General features: G+C 41.6%; 16 protein-coding genes. 9 read left to right on the forward strand and 7 right to left on the reverse strand.

Going from position 1 to position 18,293, the window contains the following annotated elements; genetic code table 11:
* The first annotated feature begins 109 nt into the window (after positions 1-109).
* Positions 110-1,405, forward strand: coding sequence for a hypothetical protein (locus L3V25_RS08740; RefSeq protein WP_237295013.1), 1,296 nt, complete (start codon positions 110-112; stop codon positions 1,403-1,405).
* A 92-nt stretch (positions 1,406-1,497) separates the two neighbouring features.
* The gene (gene tadA / locus L3V25_RS08745; protein WP_237295014.1) at positions 1,498-2,025 is read left to right on the forward strand and encodes a tRNA adenosine(34) deaminase TadA; all 528 of its coding nucleotides are present in this window, start codon (positions 1,498-1,500) and stop codon (positions 2,023-2,025) included.
* A gap of 92 nt (positions 2,026-2,117) precedes the next feature.
* On the opposite strand, the gene L3V25_RS08750 is transcribed toward tadA, so the two are convergent.
* A complete protein-coding gene (locus L3V25_RS08750) occupies positions 2,118-2,258 on the reverse strand; it encodes a hypothetical protein (RefSeq protein ID WP_160117486.1) in 141 nt (46 codons plus the stop codon).
* A gap of 251 nt (positions 2,259-2,509) precedes the next feature.
* The gene (mltF, locus tag L3V25_RS08755) at positions 2,510-4,012 is read right to left on the reverse strand and encodes a membrane-bound lytic murein transglycosylase MltF (RefSeq protein ID WP_267135459.1); all 1,503 of its coding nucleotides are present in this window, start codon (positions 4,010-4,012) and stop codon (positions 2,510-2,512) included.
* Between the two features lie 279 nt (positions 4,013-4,291).
* Between mltF and purL the strand changes: the two genes are divergently transcribed.
* From purL to L3V25_RS08770, 3 genes are all read left to right on the forward strand, one after another.
* Positions 4,292-8,203, forward strand: a complete 3,912-nt coding sequence (gene purL / locus L3V25_RS08760) for a phosphoribosylformylglycinamidine synthase (protein WP_237295016.1) — start codon at positions 4,292-4,294, stop codon at positions 8,201-8,203.
* 197 nt (positions 8,204-8,400) lie between these two features.
* Positions 8,401-9,018: a YceI family protein gene (locus L3V25_RS08765; protein WP_237295017.1), complete on the forward strand. Its 618-nt coding sequence runs from the start codon at positions 8,401-8,403 to the stop codon at positions 9,016-9,018.
* 127 nt (positions 9,019-9,145) lie between these two features.
* Complete coding sequence (locus L3V25_RS08770; RefSeq protein WP_193001572.1) at positions 9,146-9,373, forward strand: DUF3622 domain-containing protein; 228 nt, start codon at positions 9,146-9,148, stop codon at positions 9,371-9,373.
* Between the two features lie 72 nt (positions 9,374-9,445).
* On the opposite strand, the gene L3V25_RS08775 is transcribed toward L3V25_RS08770, so the two are convergent.
* A complete protein-coding gene (locus L3V25_RS08775) occupies positions 9,446-11,416 on the reverse strand; it encodes a RecQ family ATP-dependent DNA helicase (RefSeq protein ID WP_237295018.1) in 1,971 nt (656 codons plus the stop codon).
* 87 nt (positions 11,417-11,503) lie between these two features.
* Between L3V25_RS08775 and L3V25_RS08780 the strand changes: the two genes are divergently transcribed.
* From L3V25_RS08780 to L3V25_RS08795, 4 genes are all read left to right on the forward strand, one after another.
* Positions 11,504-11,989: a transcription elongation factor gene (locus L3V25_RS08780; RefSeq protein ID WP_237295019.1), complete on the forward strand. Its 486-nt coding sequence runs from the start codon at positions 11,504-11,506 to the stop codon at positions 11,987-11,989.
* A gap of 142 nt (positions 11,990-12,131) precedes the next feature.
* Positions 12,132-12,884: a DUF2884 family protein gene (locus L3V25_RS08785; RefSeq protein ID WP_237295020.1), complete on the forward strand. Its 753-nt coding sequence runs from the start codon at positions 12,132-12,134 to the stop codon at positions 12,882-12,884.
* 203 nt (positions 12,885-13,087) lie between these two features.
* Positions 13,088-14,077: a DUF2860 family protein gene (locus L3V25_RS08790; protein ID WP_237295021.1), complete on the forward strand. Its 990-nt coding sequence runs from the start codon at positions 13,088-13,090 to the stop codon at positions 14,075-14,077.
* A gap of 25 nt (positions 14,078-14,102) precedes the next feature.
* Entirely contained in the window at positions 14,103-15,092 is a 990-nt protein-coding gene (locus L3V25_RS08795) for a Solitary outer membrane autotransporter beta-barrel domain (RefSeq protein WP_237295022.1), read from the forward strand.
* Between the two features lie 112 nt (positions 15,093-15,204).
* Here L3V25_RS08795 and L3V25_RS08800 read toward each other — a convergent pair whose 3' ends face one another.
* The 4 genes from L3V25_RS08800 to tsaA form a co-directional block, all read right to left on the reverse strand.
* Positions 15,205-15,393, reverse strand: coding sequence for a DUF4250 domain-containing protein (locus tag L3V25_RS08800; protein ID WP_237295023.1), 189 nt, complete (start codon positions 15,391-15,393; stop codon positions 15,205-15,207).
* 27 nt (positions 15,394-15,420) lie between these two features.
* A complete protein-coding gene (locus tag L3V25_RS08805) occupies positions 15,421-15,624 on the reverse strand; it encodes a YaeP family protein (RefSeq protein WP_193001560.1) in 204 nt (67 codons plus the stop codon).
* A gap of 82 nt (positions 15,625-15,706) precedes the next feature.
* Positions 15,707-17,422 (reverse strand): proline--tRNA ligase, encoded by a 1,716-nt coding sequence (locus L3V25_RS08810; RefSeq protein WP_237295024.1) that lies wholly within the window; start codon positions 17,420-17,422, stop codon positions 15,707-15,709.
* Between the two features lie 92 nt (positions 17,423-17,514).
* Entirely contained in the window at positions 17,515-18,246 is a 732-nt protein-coding gene (gene tsaA / locus L3V25_RS08815; RefSeq protein ID WP_237295025.1) for a tRNA (N6-threonylcarbamoyladenosine(37)-N6)-methyltransferase TrmO, read from the reverse strand.
* Positions 18,247-18,293 lie beyond the last annotated feature (47 nt).

An 18,293-nucleotide genomic window follows, 5' to 3' on the forward strand; every position in this document is an offset into this window, starting at 1 on the left:
GAATTTATTGTTGTAACTATCAGTAAATATCTCAAATCAATTCAAATCAGTAATATATCAATTAGTATTTCTTTGTCTTAAAAATAATAATTAATGCAAAGGAATTGCAATGATGAGATATCAGAAGGGGGCTGTGGGCCTCCTTTTTAGTGGGTTAATTTTAATTGCTGCTCTAACACTATCGCTTGCTTCTTACAAATCGACTTATTTCCAATCCAAACGTGTGCAAAATGAAATTGCGGCTAGGCAATCCTTGTGGGCTGGGGAGGGAGCGATTGAGTGTGCGTTTACCAAGGCTCAGTTAGATTTAAATAGAACTGAACTAACTAATGCTGACTATCTAAAAACAGATTGCCAACAGCCTTTATCTTTAGATGAAATACAGGTGGTATCACTAGGGAGTAAAAAATACTCACTTCAGCCATTAGATGAAAGAAATCAACCGATAGTCCAGAAAGTAATGGATTTTAGTAGTAACCGTATTGCGGGGGCTATTCAATCAACGGCGGATTTGTTCATGCACGCTTCATCAGATGTTAGTCCACCAGATCCTGGAACTGAAACCGATGATGGATGGGAATGCGTTGCGATACGGTATAAAGATAAATTATCTATGAATGGAGCTATTGTAAATAATGGATTAAAAACGACGGAGTCTCCATATAGTGGATTTCAGAGTAATGGTAAAGATTGTGCTGATGACCATAAGAGTAGTTCTGCTTCAAGTAATCACCATGAGAATGACTTAATGCAAGACACAAGTCTTAGTCCTTTTGAATCCATGTTTGAAGTTGAGAAAGGGGATTGGCTTCAAGTAAGAAATAGCTCTAAATATAATTTTTCTATTATTTCTGGAAACCAACCTATTGCAGGAAGTAGTGCAGCACGAATTACTGATTGTGGAGAAAAAGTAGAGCAAGAAGTTATTAATGGAAATACACGCATCTGGTTAGAGGGTTCGTGTGAGATTGAGGGAGCAAGTTTATCCAGTCTTGCTCAAGTATCACAAGCAACAGACGGTGTGCTGTTACTTCTCCATAACGGTGTTTTTTCATTGAATGGATCTGGTAATTTTAAAGGGGTACTGTTCCATTTTAATGATGGCTTTCAACCTAGCAGTGCAGATTGGGATGGATTAGAAGCAAACCATGACTTGAGCCATTCTAATACCGTTTTTGATAACAAGTTGAAGAAGGTTTATGGCAATAATCACCCAGAAGCCAATACAGCAGCTTACTTTCAGAAAGGTTCATTTAATTTCACTGGCGGGCAATATTTGGATATGGATGGCCAAATGGCATTGTTTTTTAACTCCTTAAAGTTTAGCTATAACGAAGATGTGATTGATGCCGCATTAGGCTCTACACCACCACGTTGGGTAAAAGGCTCTTGGCAGGATTTTTAATCGCTTTTTCAACCCTTTTATTTTCAAACTCTCTATCTTAAATGTGATCAGGTATAATCGGGCTAGATTATGTAACCTGTGAGTTAACTGACATGTGTTCAGAGAGTGAGGATAACCCTCAAGTTGCTTTTAGTGAGCAAGACAAAGCGTTTATGCAACGCGCTATGCAACTTGCCGATACCGCGGAAAAGCATGGTGAAGTACCTGTGGGCGCGGTACTCGTCAAAGAGGGCAAGATCATTGCCGAAGGTTGGAATGCTTCAATTAGTGAGTATGATGCCACCGCGCATGCGGAAATTGTTACACTGCGCCAAGCTGGTCAAACATTACAAAACTATCGTCTGCTAGATACCACTTTGTATGTCACCTTAGAGCCTTGTCCTATGTGCGCTGGGGCTTTGTTACACAGCCGAGTAGGTCGTATTGTTTTTGGCGCTTATGACTTAAAAGCAGGGGCAGCTGGAACGGTTTTAAATCTATTTGAAAGTCAAGCTTCTTATCATTACGCACAAGTAGAAGGTGGTCTATTAGAAGAAGAGTGTCGCCATCAGCTACAAGCTTTTTTTAAGCGTCGCCGAAAAGAGATTAAACAGGCCAGAAAGGGAAATGCGGGGGAGTGATATTTATCGACAAACAAAAATTCAATAAATTGTTTGTCGATATACGGTGTAGCGAGTTTTTAGATTGTTAGTATTGTTGTTAGTTAGTACTACTAAACCACTTCTGACCAGAAAACGTAAGAGCGATGACGCCATAGTACTTGTTTCTTATTGTTGGCTAGCATACGTTTTCTACGAGTGGTGTTCGCTTTATTACGAACAAGACGATTCATTGTTTTCTTTTTAGAGAACATGGTTATGCCTCCTTAATATTTGCTTTCTATTATATTGATCTTCTTTATATCGTTATTTTGTGACGTAACAATGACAGTTGTAGCACAGTTTATTTTTTCCAGCTAATCATTTTTCACAACCTAAATCACTCTTTCCAACTATTAATTTTCCTAGCTTGCTATCAATGATAAAAAGCCCCAATTATTAGCGTTAACTAAGTATTGGGGCTATTTTGTTTCGTTACTTTAGCTAGTCTTACTTACTTATTTACTTACTTATTTAATTGGCTGGCTGGTGGTGATTCAGTTGTTTCGTCGGCGCTTGGCTCTGCTTCACTGACTGTTGGTGGAATAACTTGAAAATCATCCCCTTTAGTAGCATCAGAATTGACCGGTTGATTCTCGGCTTCGTAACCAATGATCGTTTGGTAATAACGACGAATATTTTCTACGTAGTTTTTAGCTTCATCACCTCGGGCAAAGCCGTAACGAGTATATTTGTAATAACCCGGAATACGTAATTTAGGCAGCCTTTCTTTTACATCAGTCCAAGAGTCAGGGTTACCTTTTTCATGATCGGTAATACGTCTGGCATCCATCACATGGCCATAACCTACGTTATAAGAGGCTAGGGCAAACCAAATTTTTTCATGCTCAGGGATGGAATCCGGAATACGTTTAATTACGCGTCGTAAATATTCAACACCACCGCGAATAGACTGTGATGGGTCAAGACGATTTTCTACACCGACCATTTTGGCGGTCGACTGGGTTAACATCATCATTCCACGAACACCTGTCGGAGATGTTGCGTAAGGATTCCAATGTGACTCTTGATAAGACAAGGCGGCAATTAAACGCCAATCAAACTCTTTAGAATAAGTTTGGAATAACTTTTTATATTTTGGAAGTTTACTGTCTAACGAACGAATGAAGGCACGCGTATCGACATAGTCAAAACTTTGAATATGGCCAAAATATTTTTCTTCTAAGCTAGCTAGCTGTCCTGATTGGTTGAATTGACCAAAGAACTCTAAAATTAACGCATATAAAGAGTCATCATCGCTTTTACGAATAAACCATGAAATCGGTTGATCATCGGTTAATTCAAACGCCAAAGCTAAGTTAGGGTGAAGTCTTTGAGTGATAGACAGTGATACTGAATCGACTACCGTAAAATCAATTTTCCCTTCGGAAACATCCTTTAATAAGTCTGTATTATCTTCGGTATCGCTACTGGTCCATTTTAAGTCAGGGTGGATTTTACTAAGCTGCTGTAAGGTGTATTCATATTGAGAGCCTTTAACCACATGCAGTTCGCCTTTTTTGTCGAGCAATTGCTGCAAGTTTCTTGGTCGCCAAGTGCCTTTTTTATAGATCACTTGCTGACTGACGTAGTAATACGCAGGGCCGGCATTGAATTTTTTTAATCGTTCTGGCGTGTGGCTCAACCCCGCGGCGACAAGATCAACCTCGTGGTTTTCTAAGGCGGGTAGTAGTCCAGTTAGATGGTAGGCTGGTTTAATTTCTAGTTTTACACCAAGTTGATCGGCAAATTGTTTCGCCAATTCGTACTCCAAACCGGTTTGACCATCAGGACCAATAAAATAAGAAAGTTGATTATTTAAGGTACCAACACGCAAAACACCACGTTCTTGGATCTTTTCTAGGTCGGTCATTGATCGGCTATCTGGCTTACATGCGGTTATCCCAGTAAGGATAAATAGCATGAAAACCAAACGCTTAAAGTTGGAATGAGAACAAAGTTTTATCAAAAGGAAATCTCACAAAGCCATTAGTAGCTACTTTATACCAAATGGCGACCATATCAGCAAAATTGAAAGGAGTTTTAGATCAAACTAGTTTTATTGAAAAAAATACGCAAACGGTTGCTTTTGGTGTTACGTCGACATGGAAATTACTCTATAATACGCCGCAAAAGGGCTAGGTGAAATTGAAATCCGCTTTATATGTTCTGCTGAAGAACGGTGCTTTCTGAACGGATTTCAATATCACTTTTCTTTTTTAAACAACTGCTAAAGAGACCTAAGCACATGAGAATTTTGCGTGGTTCCCCCGCTTTATCCGAGTTTCGTGTCAACAAGCTTTTAGAGCTGTGTCGTGAATTGAACCTACCTGTGTCTGGCATCTATGCTGAATTTGCGCATTTTGCAGACCTCACTTCTGAACTAGATTCCCAAGAGTTAGAAAAACTCGAAAAGTTGCTTACTTATGGTCCAACGATTGAAGATCATGAGCCACAAGGTCAACTGCTTCTAACGACTCCTCGCCCAGGTACGATTTCACCTTGGTCATCGAAAGCGACCGATATTGCTCATAACTGTGGCTTAGACAAAATCAAACGTCTTGAGCGCGGTACCGCATATTATGTTGAACCTTCGGTTGAGTTATCTGATCTGCAACTGGTTGAGCTAAAAGCATTGCTGCATGATCGCATGATGGAAGTGGTCTTCAGCGACTTTGAACAAGCTCAAGCTCTATTCCAGGTGGCAGAGCCAGCGCCTTTGACTGAAGTTGATTTGCTTTCTGGTGGTCGCAAGGCACTTGAAGAAGCGAACGTGACTCTTGGTTTAGCTTTAGCTGAAGAAGAAATTGATTATCTGGTTGAAAGTTTTACGCAAAAATTAAAGCGTAACCCGACTGATATTGAACTTATGATGTTTGCTCAGGCGAACTCAGAGCACTGTCGTCATAAGATTTTCAACGCAGGTTGGACAATTGATGGTGTTGAGCAAGAAAAATCTTTGTTCAAAATGATCAAAAATACTTATGAAGTGACACCTGATAATGTGCTGTCAGCTTATAAAGATAATGCAGCGGTAATGACAGGTTCGACTGTAGGTCGTTTCTTCCCTGATCCTGAATCACGTCAATATGGTTATCATCAAGAGCAAGCACATATCTTGATGAAGGTTGAAACTCATAACCACCCAACAGCGATTTCTCCTTGGCCGGGCGCTTCAACGGGTTCTGGTGGTGAAATTCGTGATGAAGGCGCAACCGGTATTGGCGGTAAACCAAAAGCAGGTTTAGTTGGTTTTTCTGTTTCTAACCTTAAAATCCCTAATTTCGTACAGCCTTGGGAAACCGATTTTGGTAAACCAAGCCGTATCGTGACTGCGTTAGATATTATGCTAGAAGGCCCATTAGGTGGCGCGGCATTTAACAATGAATTCGGTCGTCCTAACTTATTAGGTTACTTCCGTACTTATGAAGAGAAAGTAAACTCTCATAACGGTGAAGAAATCCGTGGTTACCATAAGCCAATTATGCTGGCTGGTGGTATGGGTAATATCCGTGATGAACACGTTCAGAAGAAAGAAATTCCAGTTGGCGCGAGCTTAATTGTATTAGGTGGCCCAGCGATGAATATCGGCCTTGGTGGCGGTGCCGCTTCTTCAATGGCGTCAGGTCAATCAGCAGAAGATTTAGACTTTGCTTCAGTACAACGTGAGAACCCAGAAATGGAGCGTCGTTGTCAGGAAGTGATCGACCGTTGTTGGCAGTTAGGTGATGCGAACCCAATCGCCTTTATCCATGATGTGGGCGCGGGTGGTATTTCTAACGCATTACCTGAGTTGGTTGATGATGGTGAGCGTGGCGGTATTTTCCAATTACGTGACGTGCCGAACGATGAGCCAGGAATGAGCCCATTAGAAATTTGGTGTAACGAATCTCAAGAGCGCTACGTAATGGCGGTTGCACCAGAAAATATGGAAACGTTTGATGCGATTTGTAAGCGTGAACGTGCTCCTTATGCAGTCGTGGGCGTGGCAACAGAAGAACGTGAATTGAAACTAGAAGATTCACACTTCGACAATACGCCAATCGATATGCCTATGGATGTACTTTTAGGTAAAACGCCTAAGATGCACCGTGATGCGAAAACGCTAAAAGCCAATAACCCAGCGATTGATCGCAGTGGTATTGAGTTGAATGAAGCGGTTGATCGCGTACTACGTCTTCCAACGGTTGCTGAGAAAACGTTCCTTATCACCATTGGTGACCGCTCGGTAACGGGCCTTGTTGCTCGCGATCAGATGGTTGGCCCTTGGCAGGTTCCGGTAGCAAACTGTGCAGTGACGGCGGCAAGTTACGATTCTTATCACGGTGAGGCGATGTCTCTTGGTGAGCGTACTCCAGTCGCTTTATTGGATTTCGGTGCATCAGCTCGTTTAGCCGTAGGTGAGTCAATCACTAACATTGCAGCCACCGATATTGGCGATATTAAACACATTAAATTGTCTGCTAACTGGATGTCTCCAGCGGGTCACCCAGGTGAAGATGCGGGTTTATATGAAGCAGTGAAAGCAGTCGGTGAAGAGCTTTGTCCTGCATTAGGTCTTACTATCCCAGTGGGTAAAGACTCAATGTCGATGAAGACTAAATGGCAACAAGATGGTGAAGAGCGTGAAGTGACATCTCCATTGTCATTGGTGATCACCGCCTTTGCTCGCGTCGAAGATGTGCGTAAAACCGTTACACCACAACTGCAAATCAATAAAGGCGAAAATAGTCTAGTTCTGATTGATTTAGGTAATGGCAAAAACCGTATGGGCGCTACTGCACTGGCGCAAGTTTACAAGCAATTAGGCGACAAACCTGCGGACGTGGATAACGCTGAGCAACTAAAAGGTTTCTACCTTGGTATGCAATCTTTGGTTCGTGAGAACAAGCTTCTGGCTTACCACGACAAAGGTGATGGCGGTTTATTTGTGACGTTAGCAGAGATGGCGTTTGCCGGTCACTGTGGTGTAAATGCTGAGATTGCAGCTTTAGGTGATGATGCTCTTGCGGCTCTATTCAATGAAGAGCTAGGTGCTGTTATTCAGGTTCGTAATGAAGATCTTGAAGCAGTTCAAGCGGTATTAGCTGAAAATGGTCTAGCAGCGTGTTCACACGTGATTGGTTCGGTTGAAGCTTCTGATAGCCTTCGTATTACTTCTGGTAACACAGTCGTACTTGAGCGTAATCGCACTGAACTTCGCACTATTTGGGCTGAAACGACTCATAAGATGCAAGCGATGCGTGATAACCCAGCTTGTGCCGACCAAGAGCATGCCGCGAAAGCAGATAACAGTGACCCTGGTCTAAACGTTAAGTTAAGCTTTGATATCAACGAAGATGTGGCAGCCCCTTATATTGCCGCTCCTATGATCAATAAAGGCGCAAAACCGAAAATGGCAATTTTACGTGAGCAAGGGGTTAACTCTCACGTAGAAATGGCGGCAGCGTTTGATCGCGCAGGCTTTGAAGCAACCGATATCCACATGAGCGATATCCTAACAGGCCAAGCTGTATTAGAAGAATACCAAGGTCTTGTGGCTTGTGGTGGTTTCTCTTACGGTGATGTACTGGGTGCTGGTGAAGGTTGGGCTAAGTCAATTTTGTTTAACGACAATGCTCGTGAGCAATTTGCCGGTTTCTTTGAACGTGAAGACACTATCTCACTGGGTGTGTGTAATGGTTGTCAGATGCTATCGAATCTGCGTGACTTAATTCCAGGTGCGGATTTATGGCCTCGTTTCGTGCGTAACGAATCTGAGCGTTTTGAAGCTCGCTTTAGCTTAGTTGAAGTACAAGAGTCACAATCTGCTTTCTTTAATGGTATGGCCGGTTCTCGTATGCCTATCGCAGTTTCTCACGGTGAAGGTCGTGTAGAAGTTCGTGATAATCAGCATCTACAAGCGATTGAAGATTCAGGTACGGTGACACTGCGTTACGTGGATAATATGGGTAACCCTACTCAGCAATATCCAAATAACCCGAACGGTTCGCCAAATGCGATTACGGGTTTAACGACTGCTGATGGCCGAGTAAGCATCATGATGCCTCACCCAGAGCGCGTGTTTAGAACGGTTGCGAACTCATGGCACCCAGAGGACTGGAATGAAGATAGCCCATGGATGCGTATGTTCCGTAACGCACGTAAGCATATCGGTTAAGGGCGCTAGGTAGCTAGTCCCTAGTTTCTAGGAAAAGCATAGAATCAAACGGTCACTTCGGTGGCCGTTTTTTATATTGTTATAAAATTAATAATGCTCTGACATTGTTAATACTCAATCTTTACAAAAAAGACATACACTATTAGAGAAACTCAACGAATAGATACCATGTTGTATTGAATGATAGGGAAGATAGTATGAAAACGTCAGTGAGTCAGTTTCTCTCAAAAACCAAAGTTTTCTCCAAGGTTACAGGGATCGCTTTAGGTTTAGCTTTTTCTCAGCAAGCTCTAGCATCGTGGCATTTAGATCCATTACATTCAGAGTTGCATTTCGTCACTGTTAAAAATACAGCCGTGACCGAAGTCCATAGTTTTCGTACCATTAATGGAGTGATTAATAATCAAGGTGTGGTGGTCGTTGATATTGATTTAGCCAGTGTGAATACCAACATTGAAATTCGTGATGAACGGATGAAAGAGATGTTGTTTAATGTGGTGAATTACCCTGAAGCGAGTTTAAGCGCTCAAGTTGATTTAAAAGTGCTCAATGGCATGAAAGTGGGGGAAATCAAAACCGTTCCACTGACCGTTGAGCTTTCTTTGCATGATCATCAACAGAAGATCGACACTAAGGTCTCGGTTACCGTGTTAAGTGATGGCGCATTTCAAGTAAATACTCTTCAACCTATTATCATCAATACCGCACAGTTTGAGCTGACTAATGGGGTTAAAGCATTACAAGATGTCGCCAAGCTAGATTCGATAGCAACGAGCATTCCAGTCACGGCTCAATTTGTTTTTCAGCCTGAGTGATCGGCAATAAAGGTATATTAATATTTGCATCTTTTTAGCTGGATTTGTGCTCTAATGCGCACCTAATTTAATCCTATGTCAGAGCGAATGTTTCCTTGTTTGAGGTAGGATAGGTCAAAAGAGTGTTATGAGTAAAAAATACAGCTTTCAATTAATCGAGAAGCGTAATGGTTGGGCAGCAGAAATCATTCGTCACATTACTTCTCGCAGAACGATTGTATCTAAGCGTCAACTGGGTTTTGCGACAGAAGCTGAAGCAACTGAGTGGGCTGAAAAAGAGTTAGTGGAATTTCAAAAGATTCAAGCAGAACGCAATAAACGTCGCTCTGCTAGCAAGCGTAAAGACCAAGAGTAATATTTTACTTAGCTGAAAAATAAAACGGCCACTTCAAATGAAGTGGCCGTTTTTGTTACTTACAAGTTAATCTTAAGCGCAGCTTTCTACCCACTGTCTGACTTGTGCAAATGGGTACTGCTCTAGCTTGCCATAACCATCCATCTTGCTTGCTTTCAGTTGAGTGCTTAATGGCGTGGCAATTCCACAAAGAAAGCGAGTTTGAGCTTCGAGGCTTAAAGTCCATTGTTGCGATTTTTCATGTTCGCTAAATGCTTGTCGGTAAGGTTTTAGCCAGTGATTAACTTTATCAATCTCAACGTCATCCAGGTAAGGTGAAGGCAGTGTTGCAACCTTTCCACGGCAAACACTACAGTGACCACAAGCATTTGGAACATCATGATCTAAAAAGTAGCTGGCGAGCTTGGAGCTTAGGCATGACGGGCTTTCAAACAAATTAATCAGAGTTTGAATTCGGTTTAGATTACCATGTTCCTTTTGCTTAAATAGCTGAGATAACTCTTGTGCGATCACCTGATGGTCATGCGTTATTTCTGGAGAGTTGAGAACCTGATAGACATCGGTGATTTGTTTGCTTTCTAACTCAATCAACCCTTGTTCATGGAAATAATCTAAGGCTGCTACCACACGAGAACGTTCGGCTTGATAACCCATCCACAGCGCATCAAAGTCAACACTGCGCCATGTCTTAGCGATTTTGGAACAGCTGAAAATCGCTTGTATAAACTGACGTCTTTCAGCATGTTTTCCTTGATCTGGGAAGCGTGACAAAATCTCATTTTCACTGGCAATATGCTTGAAACGATAATCGACAAAGTAGCTATATTTGGCTCGAATGACTTGCTGTAGTTCGAGGTAAACCAACAGCGTTTTTAGCGGCAGTTGGCGGATATTGGAATCGCGAGATAAACGAGTCAGCATCACTTCCCATAGTCCAGAAGCACTTTGTTCATCAAAGATCGATTCCAGTAACCATTGAATCGATTGTGGATCTGGGGTATCACCATAGACAAAGTTTTCTAGTACATTAATACCAGATGTATTGGCAAGAACAGTACAGTAAGAAGCTTGCCCATCTCGCCCTGCGCGGCCAATTTCTTGCGAATAGTTTTCTATCGATTTGGGTAGGTCGTAGTGCACGACTCGACGAATATCCGATTTATCAATTCCCATACCAAATGCAATGGTTGCCACAATACAAGGCACATCGCCATTCATAAATTGCTGTTGAATATTTTGCCTAATATCAGAATCTAAACCTGCGTGATAAGCCAGAGCATTAAGACCATGATGTTGCAAATGCTTAGCGACTTGTTCAGCGGTGTGCTGCAAGGTGACATAAACAATGGTTGGTAAGCTCGCTTCGGTACAAAGAAGATCAACCAATGCTTGAGGTTTTTCATCTTCTTCGCAAGGTAGCACGCTGAGATCGAGATTAGGACGGTAGAAGCCCGTTACCGTTATGTGCTGTTTATCAATATTGAACTTACGGCTCATGTCCTCAATAACGCTCGGCGTTGCGGTTGCAGTAAGCAATAAAACTTGTGGGATGTTTAAACTTTGGCAATAAAAAGGCAGCTTGAGGTAGTCTGGGCGGAAATTATGCCCCCACTCAGAAATACAGTGCGCTTCATCAACCACTAGCATTGAAATAGGAACTTGTGAGATAAATTGACGAAAACGCTCATTTTTAAGCCGTTCAACCGAGATCATCAAAACTTTTATCTCACCATTGCGAACTTGCTGCATAATGCGGTTAGTGGTTTCTCTATCTTGGCTTGAATCCACCGATGCGGCGGCAATGCCTTTACTATGCAAGAACTCAAGCTGATCTTTCATTAACGCCAGTAGTGGTGAAATCACTAACGTTAGATGTGGTAATAAAACGGCTGGCAGCTGGTAACATAGTGACTTACCTGAGCCGGTAGGAAAAATCGCCGCGGCAGAATGGCCTGATAAAATAGTGTCGATGACTTGTTGTTGGCCACCACGAAGGTGTTCAAAACCAAAGTGTTCTTTTAACGCTTGTTGAATCGGGCTCATAAAAATCCATCTGTAATACTGTCGTAAAGCGATGATGAATAGTAGCGCATTTAAAATAATTAATGAAAAAGGTTATCGAGCTTTTCTATGAATAAAGAAACTTTACATCAAGCGATCATAAAAGCTCTGATAAATATCCACGATGTCGCGCATCAAGCTACGCAAACAGCGATCAGTGCGGCAACCGATAAGCAAAATATACCAGAACATAAATACGATACTTTGAGCTTAGAGGCGGCGTATTTAGCACACGGCCAAGCACAAAGAGTTCAGCAGTGTTTGCAAGATATTCAGACCTTTAAGTCTTTACCGGTTAAAAGTCTATCCAGCCAAGATCCCGTACATTTAGGTGCCTTAGTTGAGCTTTACGAAGAACAAGCTGATATCAATAAATGGTTCTTTGTCAGTCCGGTTGCTGGTGGATTAACATTTGAATTTGAAGGCCAAACCATTCAGATTATTACCCTTGATTCACCGTTAGGCAAGGCATTGAAAAATAAGCGGCTGAGAGATGAGTTTGAATTAAACATCGCAGGCAAAGAAAGGTGCTATGAAGTGGTGGCATTATTTTAATTGCAGCTTGAAGTTACTAGGGTATATGAACATTTCACTTATTGCTGACGTTAAGCATTATAATCTTGCTATTGTTTTGATATATAACTCCGTAACAATTGCATAACTATTGTATTTACTCATCTCTAATGAGGCTATTTAAATGAAAAAAACACTTTTGGCGACACTACTGGCACTGTCTTCGTTTTCTGCTTTGGCTCAAGCGCCACGTTGCGATATCAACATTAATAATGAACTACACCTTAAAGATGATGTGGTTTCGGTTTATCAGCAAGGTGAGCCTAAAGTAGTGATTGACCAAGAGAATCAGCTATTTATCAATGGTAAAAAAATCGATTTGAATCAGATGCAGCAACAAGCGGTCAAAACGTATCGTGAAAAAGTCAGCTTGTATGTACCGAAAGCCAAAGACATTGCCGACCAAGGTGTTGAACTAGCCAATGAAGTGATTGATGATGTGAGCGAGTCTTTTAACGATCCGGATTCATTCAATAACTTGAAAAAAGCCATGGATGATTTCTACTCTGACGTAGAATCTCGTTACTACAATGATGGCGAATGGGTATTGAAAAAAGATGCGGTAAGCGAAGCGATTGCCAATTGGAAAGCCGATTCTGCTGCCGCGATGCAACGTTTCAATGGTGAGTTTTTCTCAAGTGCCTTTGCGGTGCTATCTGAAAAAATGAAAGCCGATGGTAGTGTGAATTTAAGCGAGCTACAAAACCAGTTGATCGATTTAAAAGCGAAAGTAGAAACGAAGCTACAATCACAATCTGTAGAGCTACAAAAAGAAGCGACGGATTACTGTGTTGATTTGCAAGGTATCGCCAAAGATGAAGAAACACTTCGTCAACAAATCCCTGAATTAAAAGGTTATGAAGTGTTTGTGATCTAACGTTTTAGAACACAGCTTACTATTTTAAAAGCAATTCACTAATGCCAACTATTGAAAGGTAGTTGGCATTTTTTATGAGACTTAATAAGCAATTTAGTCTGTGGCTAGGGTATTCTATTTGTAGTTTATTAGTAACTCAGTTATAACTTTTATACGGTTAATGGATTTGCCTGATTTTAAAGAACATTATCTAAGGAATGGATATGAAAATTCAGCACGCTCTTGGTGCCATCTTATTACTTTCTTCATCGACAGCTTATAGTGATGAAATACAAGGCAAATGGAAAGAAGGTTTCTCCGGTAACGCAATGTTATTGTTTGGTGTTACGCAATCCGATTCTTTAGCTGATTCAGGCAATAAAAAGCTGAACTCACTGGATGATAAAGGTGAAACTAAAACTGAGGGCTTTATCTATCCTATCGCGGCGAGTAAGGTCAATTACACTTTCAGTGGTGGAAATCACCAACTCTTTCTTGGTACCAGTAATGCCGATATTGCATTAGGTCGCCCACACTTTGAGCTAGGTTACGGTCAACATATTAGCCAAGTCGGAACCTTTAAAATCTCTTATGTTCCTGGTTTATTGAAAAGTACTACTTGGGAAGATCCATTCTTAGTGGGAAGTAACCGTGAAGAAACCGATCAACGCATTCAAGGAATAAGGCTTCAATATCAAGAAATCTTTGATACTGGACTAGGGTTTGAGCTTGCTGCTGGCCAGAGAAAGATTGACGATGAATTAAGTGCTAGCCAATTTAGTCCCACTATCCAATCTGAATTAAATAGAGAAAGTGATATTTATTATTCAGAACTGTCTTATTTAACCCCATTATCCCCAGAATTATTTTTACGTAGCTCGCTCGCTTATTTAAGACAAAATGCCAAAGGCGATGCGATGTCATCCGATACTTATACCGGTCAGTTAGCCGTGGTACAGAAGTTTGATAGCTCAGCTTTGACCATAAGCTTTAAGTATCAATATGCTAATTTTGACGACACTCACCCCATTTTTTTAGAAACACGTGAAGATGATATTGTCGGAATAGTAAGTACCTACACTTATGATGATATTTTTGGTTGGCCCGGTGTCGGTGTCGCGGTAATGGGTGGCTTTACTGAAAATGTGTCGAATTTAGATTTTTATAAAGGCAGCAGTTGGGTTTTAGCGAGCGGAATTCGATATGTGTTTTAAGCGGTTAAAATAGGTGGAAAGTGGGATGAAAAGGATTTTACCTACTGCAGTTTTATTTTCATCATTAGGATTTATACCCGAGAGTGTCGCGAATAGCTTAAGAGATAGTGGTAAGCGATACTATGAAGAGCTTCTCGCCTCTGCGGTCATTTTATCTGATAGCGACCTTATCTCATTAGGGATTAAAAGTTTTGATCCTAATGAGGTTTTTAAAAGTGAAGATGACAATTTAGGTGGAGAGGGAGCTTTAGAAGCTCGTAAGAAAATCTCAGTCTATAACTTGCCATTGCACTTCGACATCGCAGGAGCCCATCCTGATTTCCAACATGAAATCACTTTGAAGTTTAGTTATTTTTCATTTAGTGAAGATGTCGCACTGATTGATAATGTTCAACCTGACAGATTAAATCAAGATGTCTATTCTGCTTATTTATCTTATACCTTAGAGTATTCCCTCACTGATAGATGGAAAATTGCTTATGGTATCGGATCTTATCTCATGTATGCCGATAATGATTACCGCTTTAAAAGTGCTGACACTCAACAACTCCAACCTTTTTTAGACCAATCATTTTCCAATATGTCAGTTTGGTCGACGTTTATTGAGCCTTATATTGAATTTAAATACCAAGTTGATAGCAGTTGGGGACGTTGGGGCGTAATGAGTCAGTGGCATTACTTTGCTGGTGTTAACTGGGATAAAATAGATGAAGGTTCTTATGGTTCGCCCGAAGGTTGGCGAGTCAGTAATGGTATTCAGATTGAGTACGATCTTGCCAGTTTTGAGCAATTTAAACCTGCGCTTTATGGCAGTGTTAAGCGAATAGATATTGGCCACGATGCTACCAGTATTTTGCAAACCAACTCTTATTATGAAGCTGGTGTCGGTGTAACGTGGGCTAATGTTTTTGATTGGGATTTTATTGATACCGTTGGTATCGGAGTGAACTTTAACTATGGTAGTTCGTTAAGAGGGGGAAGCTTGCTGTTTTATATTAACCCTTTTAATGGGTGACAACTTATATCAAAAGTAAATAACACTTTAATAAAGCTGCTGAAAACTGAACTGTTTCGGCAGCTTTTTTATTCTTGCTGAAACTTGTACCTTGAAGTTATTTGGGTATAGATTATCTAAATTGTTTCACTTCAGGTAGGTAGTCAAATCCGGCACCAGCAAGCTTGTTGATTAAGGCTTGTTTATCAATATCAAAAGCTTTGACTAGGTTATCTAGATCACCATATTCGTCGCGTAATTTCATATTGACGATGCTCATCAGCATGACGGGATCCATGCTTTCAAAATTGGCTAAATTCATGGCAATTCTCCTTAAGGTAAACTGAGACTAGTCTTCAAAATCTGAAATTAACAAATTGGCCGCAGCAAAGGCCGCGCGTTCACGTGTTTCTTTTGGCAAGCTTTCATCGGCAGCGATATCGTTGAAGGTTTTTACCGCGCAAGTGATGGCTTGAGGAATGTAGCCTTGATCACCACTACCAATTTGAGCATAGAGTTCGCGAACTAAATCGCAGCAGTCATAAATTTTCATAACATCCATTCTCTTTACATTTAGCTTTAGAATTTAAGCATTAAAAAGGCGAACCTAAGCTCGCCTTTTTCTTCTTCATTAATTATTTGATTTGAGCTTTTAGGTGCTCGACGATGTTATCCATCGCAATCGCTACTTTGTCGCCATTTTTGCGATCTTTATATTCAAAGTTACCTTCATCCATACTGCGATCACCGATCACAACCGTATGAGGAATACCGATCAACTCGATATCTTTGAACATCACACCCGGGCGCTCTTTACGATCATCAAACAATACTTCGATACCAGCGGCGGTTAGCTCAGCGTACAGTTTTTCTGCCGCTTCTTTAACGCGCTCTGATTTGTGCATGTTCATTGGAACGATAGCTACTTGGAATGGAGCAATTGCATCCGGCCAGATAATGCCTGAATCATCGTGGTTTTGCTCAATCGCAGCAGCCACAACGCGTGTTACACCAATACCGTAACAACCCATTTCTAGAATGACGTTTTTACCGTTTGAATCAAGTACGCCACAGTTCATTTTTTCAGAGTAGTTAGTACCTAATTGGAAGATATGACCGACTTCGATACCACGTTTAAGTTGTAGCGTACCTTGACCACATGGGCTTGGATCGCCTTCAACTACGTTACGTAAGTCTTCAACCTGACCAAGCTCAACATCACGACCCCAGTTGATTCCGAAGTAGTGTTTGTCATCAATGTTAGCGCCAGCGCCGAAATCACTCATTACCGCGACTGAACGATCAACGATAAATGGTAGCTCAAGACCAACAGGGCCAAGTGAACCAGGACCTGCACCAACTAGCTGACGAATTTCTTCTTCTGTCGCCATCTCTAGAGGCGCAGCAACTTGTGGTAGGTTTTCAGCTTTGATTTCGTTTAGCTCGTGATCGCCACGAATGATAAGCGCAATGATCGGTGCATCGACTTCATCAGAGGCTTTAACGAATAGGGTTTTAACTGTTTTCTCAATCGCTAGACCGTGCTGCTCAACAAGTTCTGCAATAGTTTTTGCATTTGGCGTATCGACTAGTGTCATTTCTTGGCTTGGCGCGGCACGTTCTGTTGTTGGTGCTAGTGCTTCTGCTTTTTCGATGTTAGCTGCGTAGTCTGATTCGGTTGAGAACACGATCAAATCTTCACCACTTTCAGCTAGTACGTGGAATTCTTGAGAACCGTTACCACCGATCGCGCCGCTGTCGGCGAGTACTGGACGGTAGTCTAAGCCCATGCGGTCGAATGCTTTGCAGTAAGCATCGTGCATCGCATCATAAGATTGTTGTAAACCGTCTTTATCGATATCAAAGCTGTAAGCATCCATCATCGAGAATTCACGAGAACGCATGACACCAAAACGTGGACGACGCTCATCACGGAATTTGGTTTGGATTTGATATAGGTTCAAAGGAAGTTGTTTGTATGAGCTTACTTCGTTACGAACAAGGCTAGTGATCACTTCTTCAGCTGTTGGGCTAAGTACGAATGGGCGAGAGTGGCGATCGGTAAAGCGAAGTAGTTCAGGGCCCATTTTTTCAGAGCGGCCTGTTTCTTCCCATAGTTCAAACGGTTGAACTACCGGCATTAAGGTTTCAATTGCACCTGCATTGTTGATTTCTTCACGAATGATGGTTTCAACTTTACGCAGCACGCGTAGACCGGTTGGTAGCCAAGTGTAAAGACCTGAAGCTAGTTTACGGATCATACCGGCACGTAGCATCAGCTGGTGGCTGATCACTTCTGCGTCGTTTGGAGTTTCTTTTAGTGTAGAAACAAGGTATTTGCTGGTGCGCATTTTTGTACCCGCTTATTTATAGAGTGTTAATAATTGAATGCCAAAATCAAAGAGGCAATTTAGCCCGTAATAATAGCAGCACTGAGGTTTTCTCAAAAGTGTTCGATAGAAGTTACATGGATGAAATTGCGATTTATTTCCAGATTATGGCTGCTGTCATCGCTTTCTACTTTAAATTTAACGTTTAGGTCGAATAAGTGAGTGGCGTACTCTTTGTCATCAGCTTTGTTTTTCTTGTAAGCAGGACGAGGATCTTGCGCTAAAACTTGCTCGATTACCGCCTGAATATGCTGACCATTTGAGTGTGCTTTTAAGCTTAATTGTGCGGAAGTTGAAAACACTACTGGCAATACATCCGGTTCACTTTCTGCAAATCCGCCAGCGGCATCGACAATCGAATCAGAGTAGGGGATATAAGGTTTGATATCGATGATGGGCGTGCCATCCACTAAATCAACACTGCCTAGTTCAATCCAGGTTTGACTACCTTGCTGCGTGATGCCTTTTACTTCTACCGCAGACATGCCAATGCCATTGGGACGAAATGTTGATCGTGAAGCAAACACGCCAATTCTTTCATTGCCACCTAATCTAGGAGGGCGAACGGTCGGCTTCCAACCCGCCTCTAGGTTTTGATCAAATAAGAATAATAACCACAGATGGCTAAATTGCTCTAAACCACGCACCGCTTCCGGTGAGTTGGCTTCACCGAGTAACTCAACTCGTGCGTTGGCGGCAGGTGCTAATCGTGGTTGCCTTGGCACTGAAAATTTCTCTTTATAAGGAGAGTGAATTCGTCCAATAGGTTCAATGGTAAATGGCATGGTATTAGTCTGATCAAAAAGTGGTGGTTAATGATAACGATAAATAA

This window comes from Vibrio sp. CK2-1 (genome assembly GCF_021726515.1).
Classification (GTDB): Bacteria; Pseudomonadota; Gammaproteobacteria; order Enterobacterales; family Vibrionaceae; genus Vibrio.

Bases quoted from the DNA above. Each gene is read 5' to 3' on its own strand.
- L3V25_RS08740 (WP_237295013.1), top strand. From the start codon at position 110: ATGATGAGATATCAGAAGGGGGCTGTGGGCCTCCTTTTTAGTGGGTTA.
- purL (WP_237295016.1), top strand. From the start codon at position 4,292: ATGAGAATTTTGCGTGGTTCCCCCGCTTTATCCGAGTTTCGTGTCAAC.
- L3V25_RS08800 (WP_237295023.1), bottom strand. From the start codon at position 15,393: ATGAATTTAGCCAATTTTGAAAGCATGGATCCCGTCATGCTGATGAGC.
- tadA (WP_237295014.1), top strand. From the start codon at position 1,498: ATGTGTTCAGAGAGTGAGGATAACCCTCAAGTTGCTTTTAGTGAGCAA.
- L3V25_RS08780 (WP_237295019.1), top strand. From the start codon at position 11,504: ATGAATAAAGAAACTTTACATCAAGCGATCATAAAAGCTCTGATAAAT.
- L3V25_RS08765 (WP_237295017.1), top strand. From the start codon at position 8,401: ATGAAAACGTCAGTGAGTCAGTTTCTCTCAAAAACCAAAGTTTTCTCC.
- L3V25_RS08790 (WP_237295021.1), top strand. From the start codon at position 13,088: ATGAAAATTCAGCACGCTCTTGGTGCCATCTTATTACTTTCTTCATCG.
- L3V25_RS08785 (WP_237295020.1), top strand. From the start codon at position 12,132: ATGAAAAAAACACTTTTGGCGACACTACTGGCACTGTCTTCGTTTTCT.
- L3V25_RS08775 (WP_237295018.1), bottom strand. From the start codon at position 11,416: ATGAGCCCGATTCAACAAGCGTTAAAAGAACACTTTGGTTTTGAACAC.
- L3V25_RS08810 (WP_237295024.1), bottom strand. From the start codon at position 17,422: ATGCGCACCAGCAAATACCTTGTTTCTACACTAAAAGAAACTCCAAAC.
- L3V25_RS08770 (WP_193001572.1), top strand. From the start codon at position 9,146: ATGAGTAAAAAATACAGCTTTCAATTAATCGAGAAGCGTAATGGTTGG.
- L3V25_RS08805 (WP_193001560.1), bottom strand. From the start codon at position 15,624: ATGAAAATTTATGACTGCTGCGATTTAGTTCGCGAACTCTATGCTCAA.
- tsaA (WP_237295025.1), bottom strand. From the start codon at position 18,246: ATGCCATTTACCATTGAACCTATTGGACGAATTCACTCTCCTTATAAA.
- L3V25_RS08795 (WP_237295022.1), top strand. From the start codon at position 14,103: ATGAAAAGGATTTTACCTACTGCAGTTTTATTTTCATCATTAGGATTT.
- L3V25_RS08750 (WP_160117486.1), bottom strand. From the start codon at position 2,258: ATGTTCTCTAAAAAGAAAACAATGAATCGTCTTGTTCGTAATAAAGCG.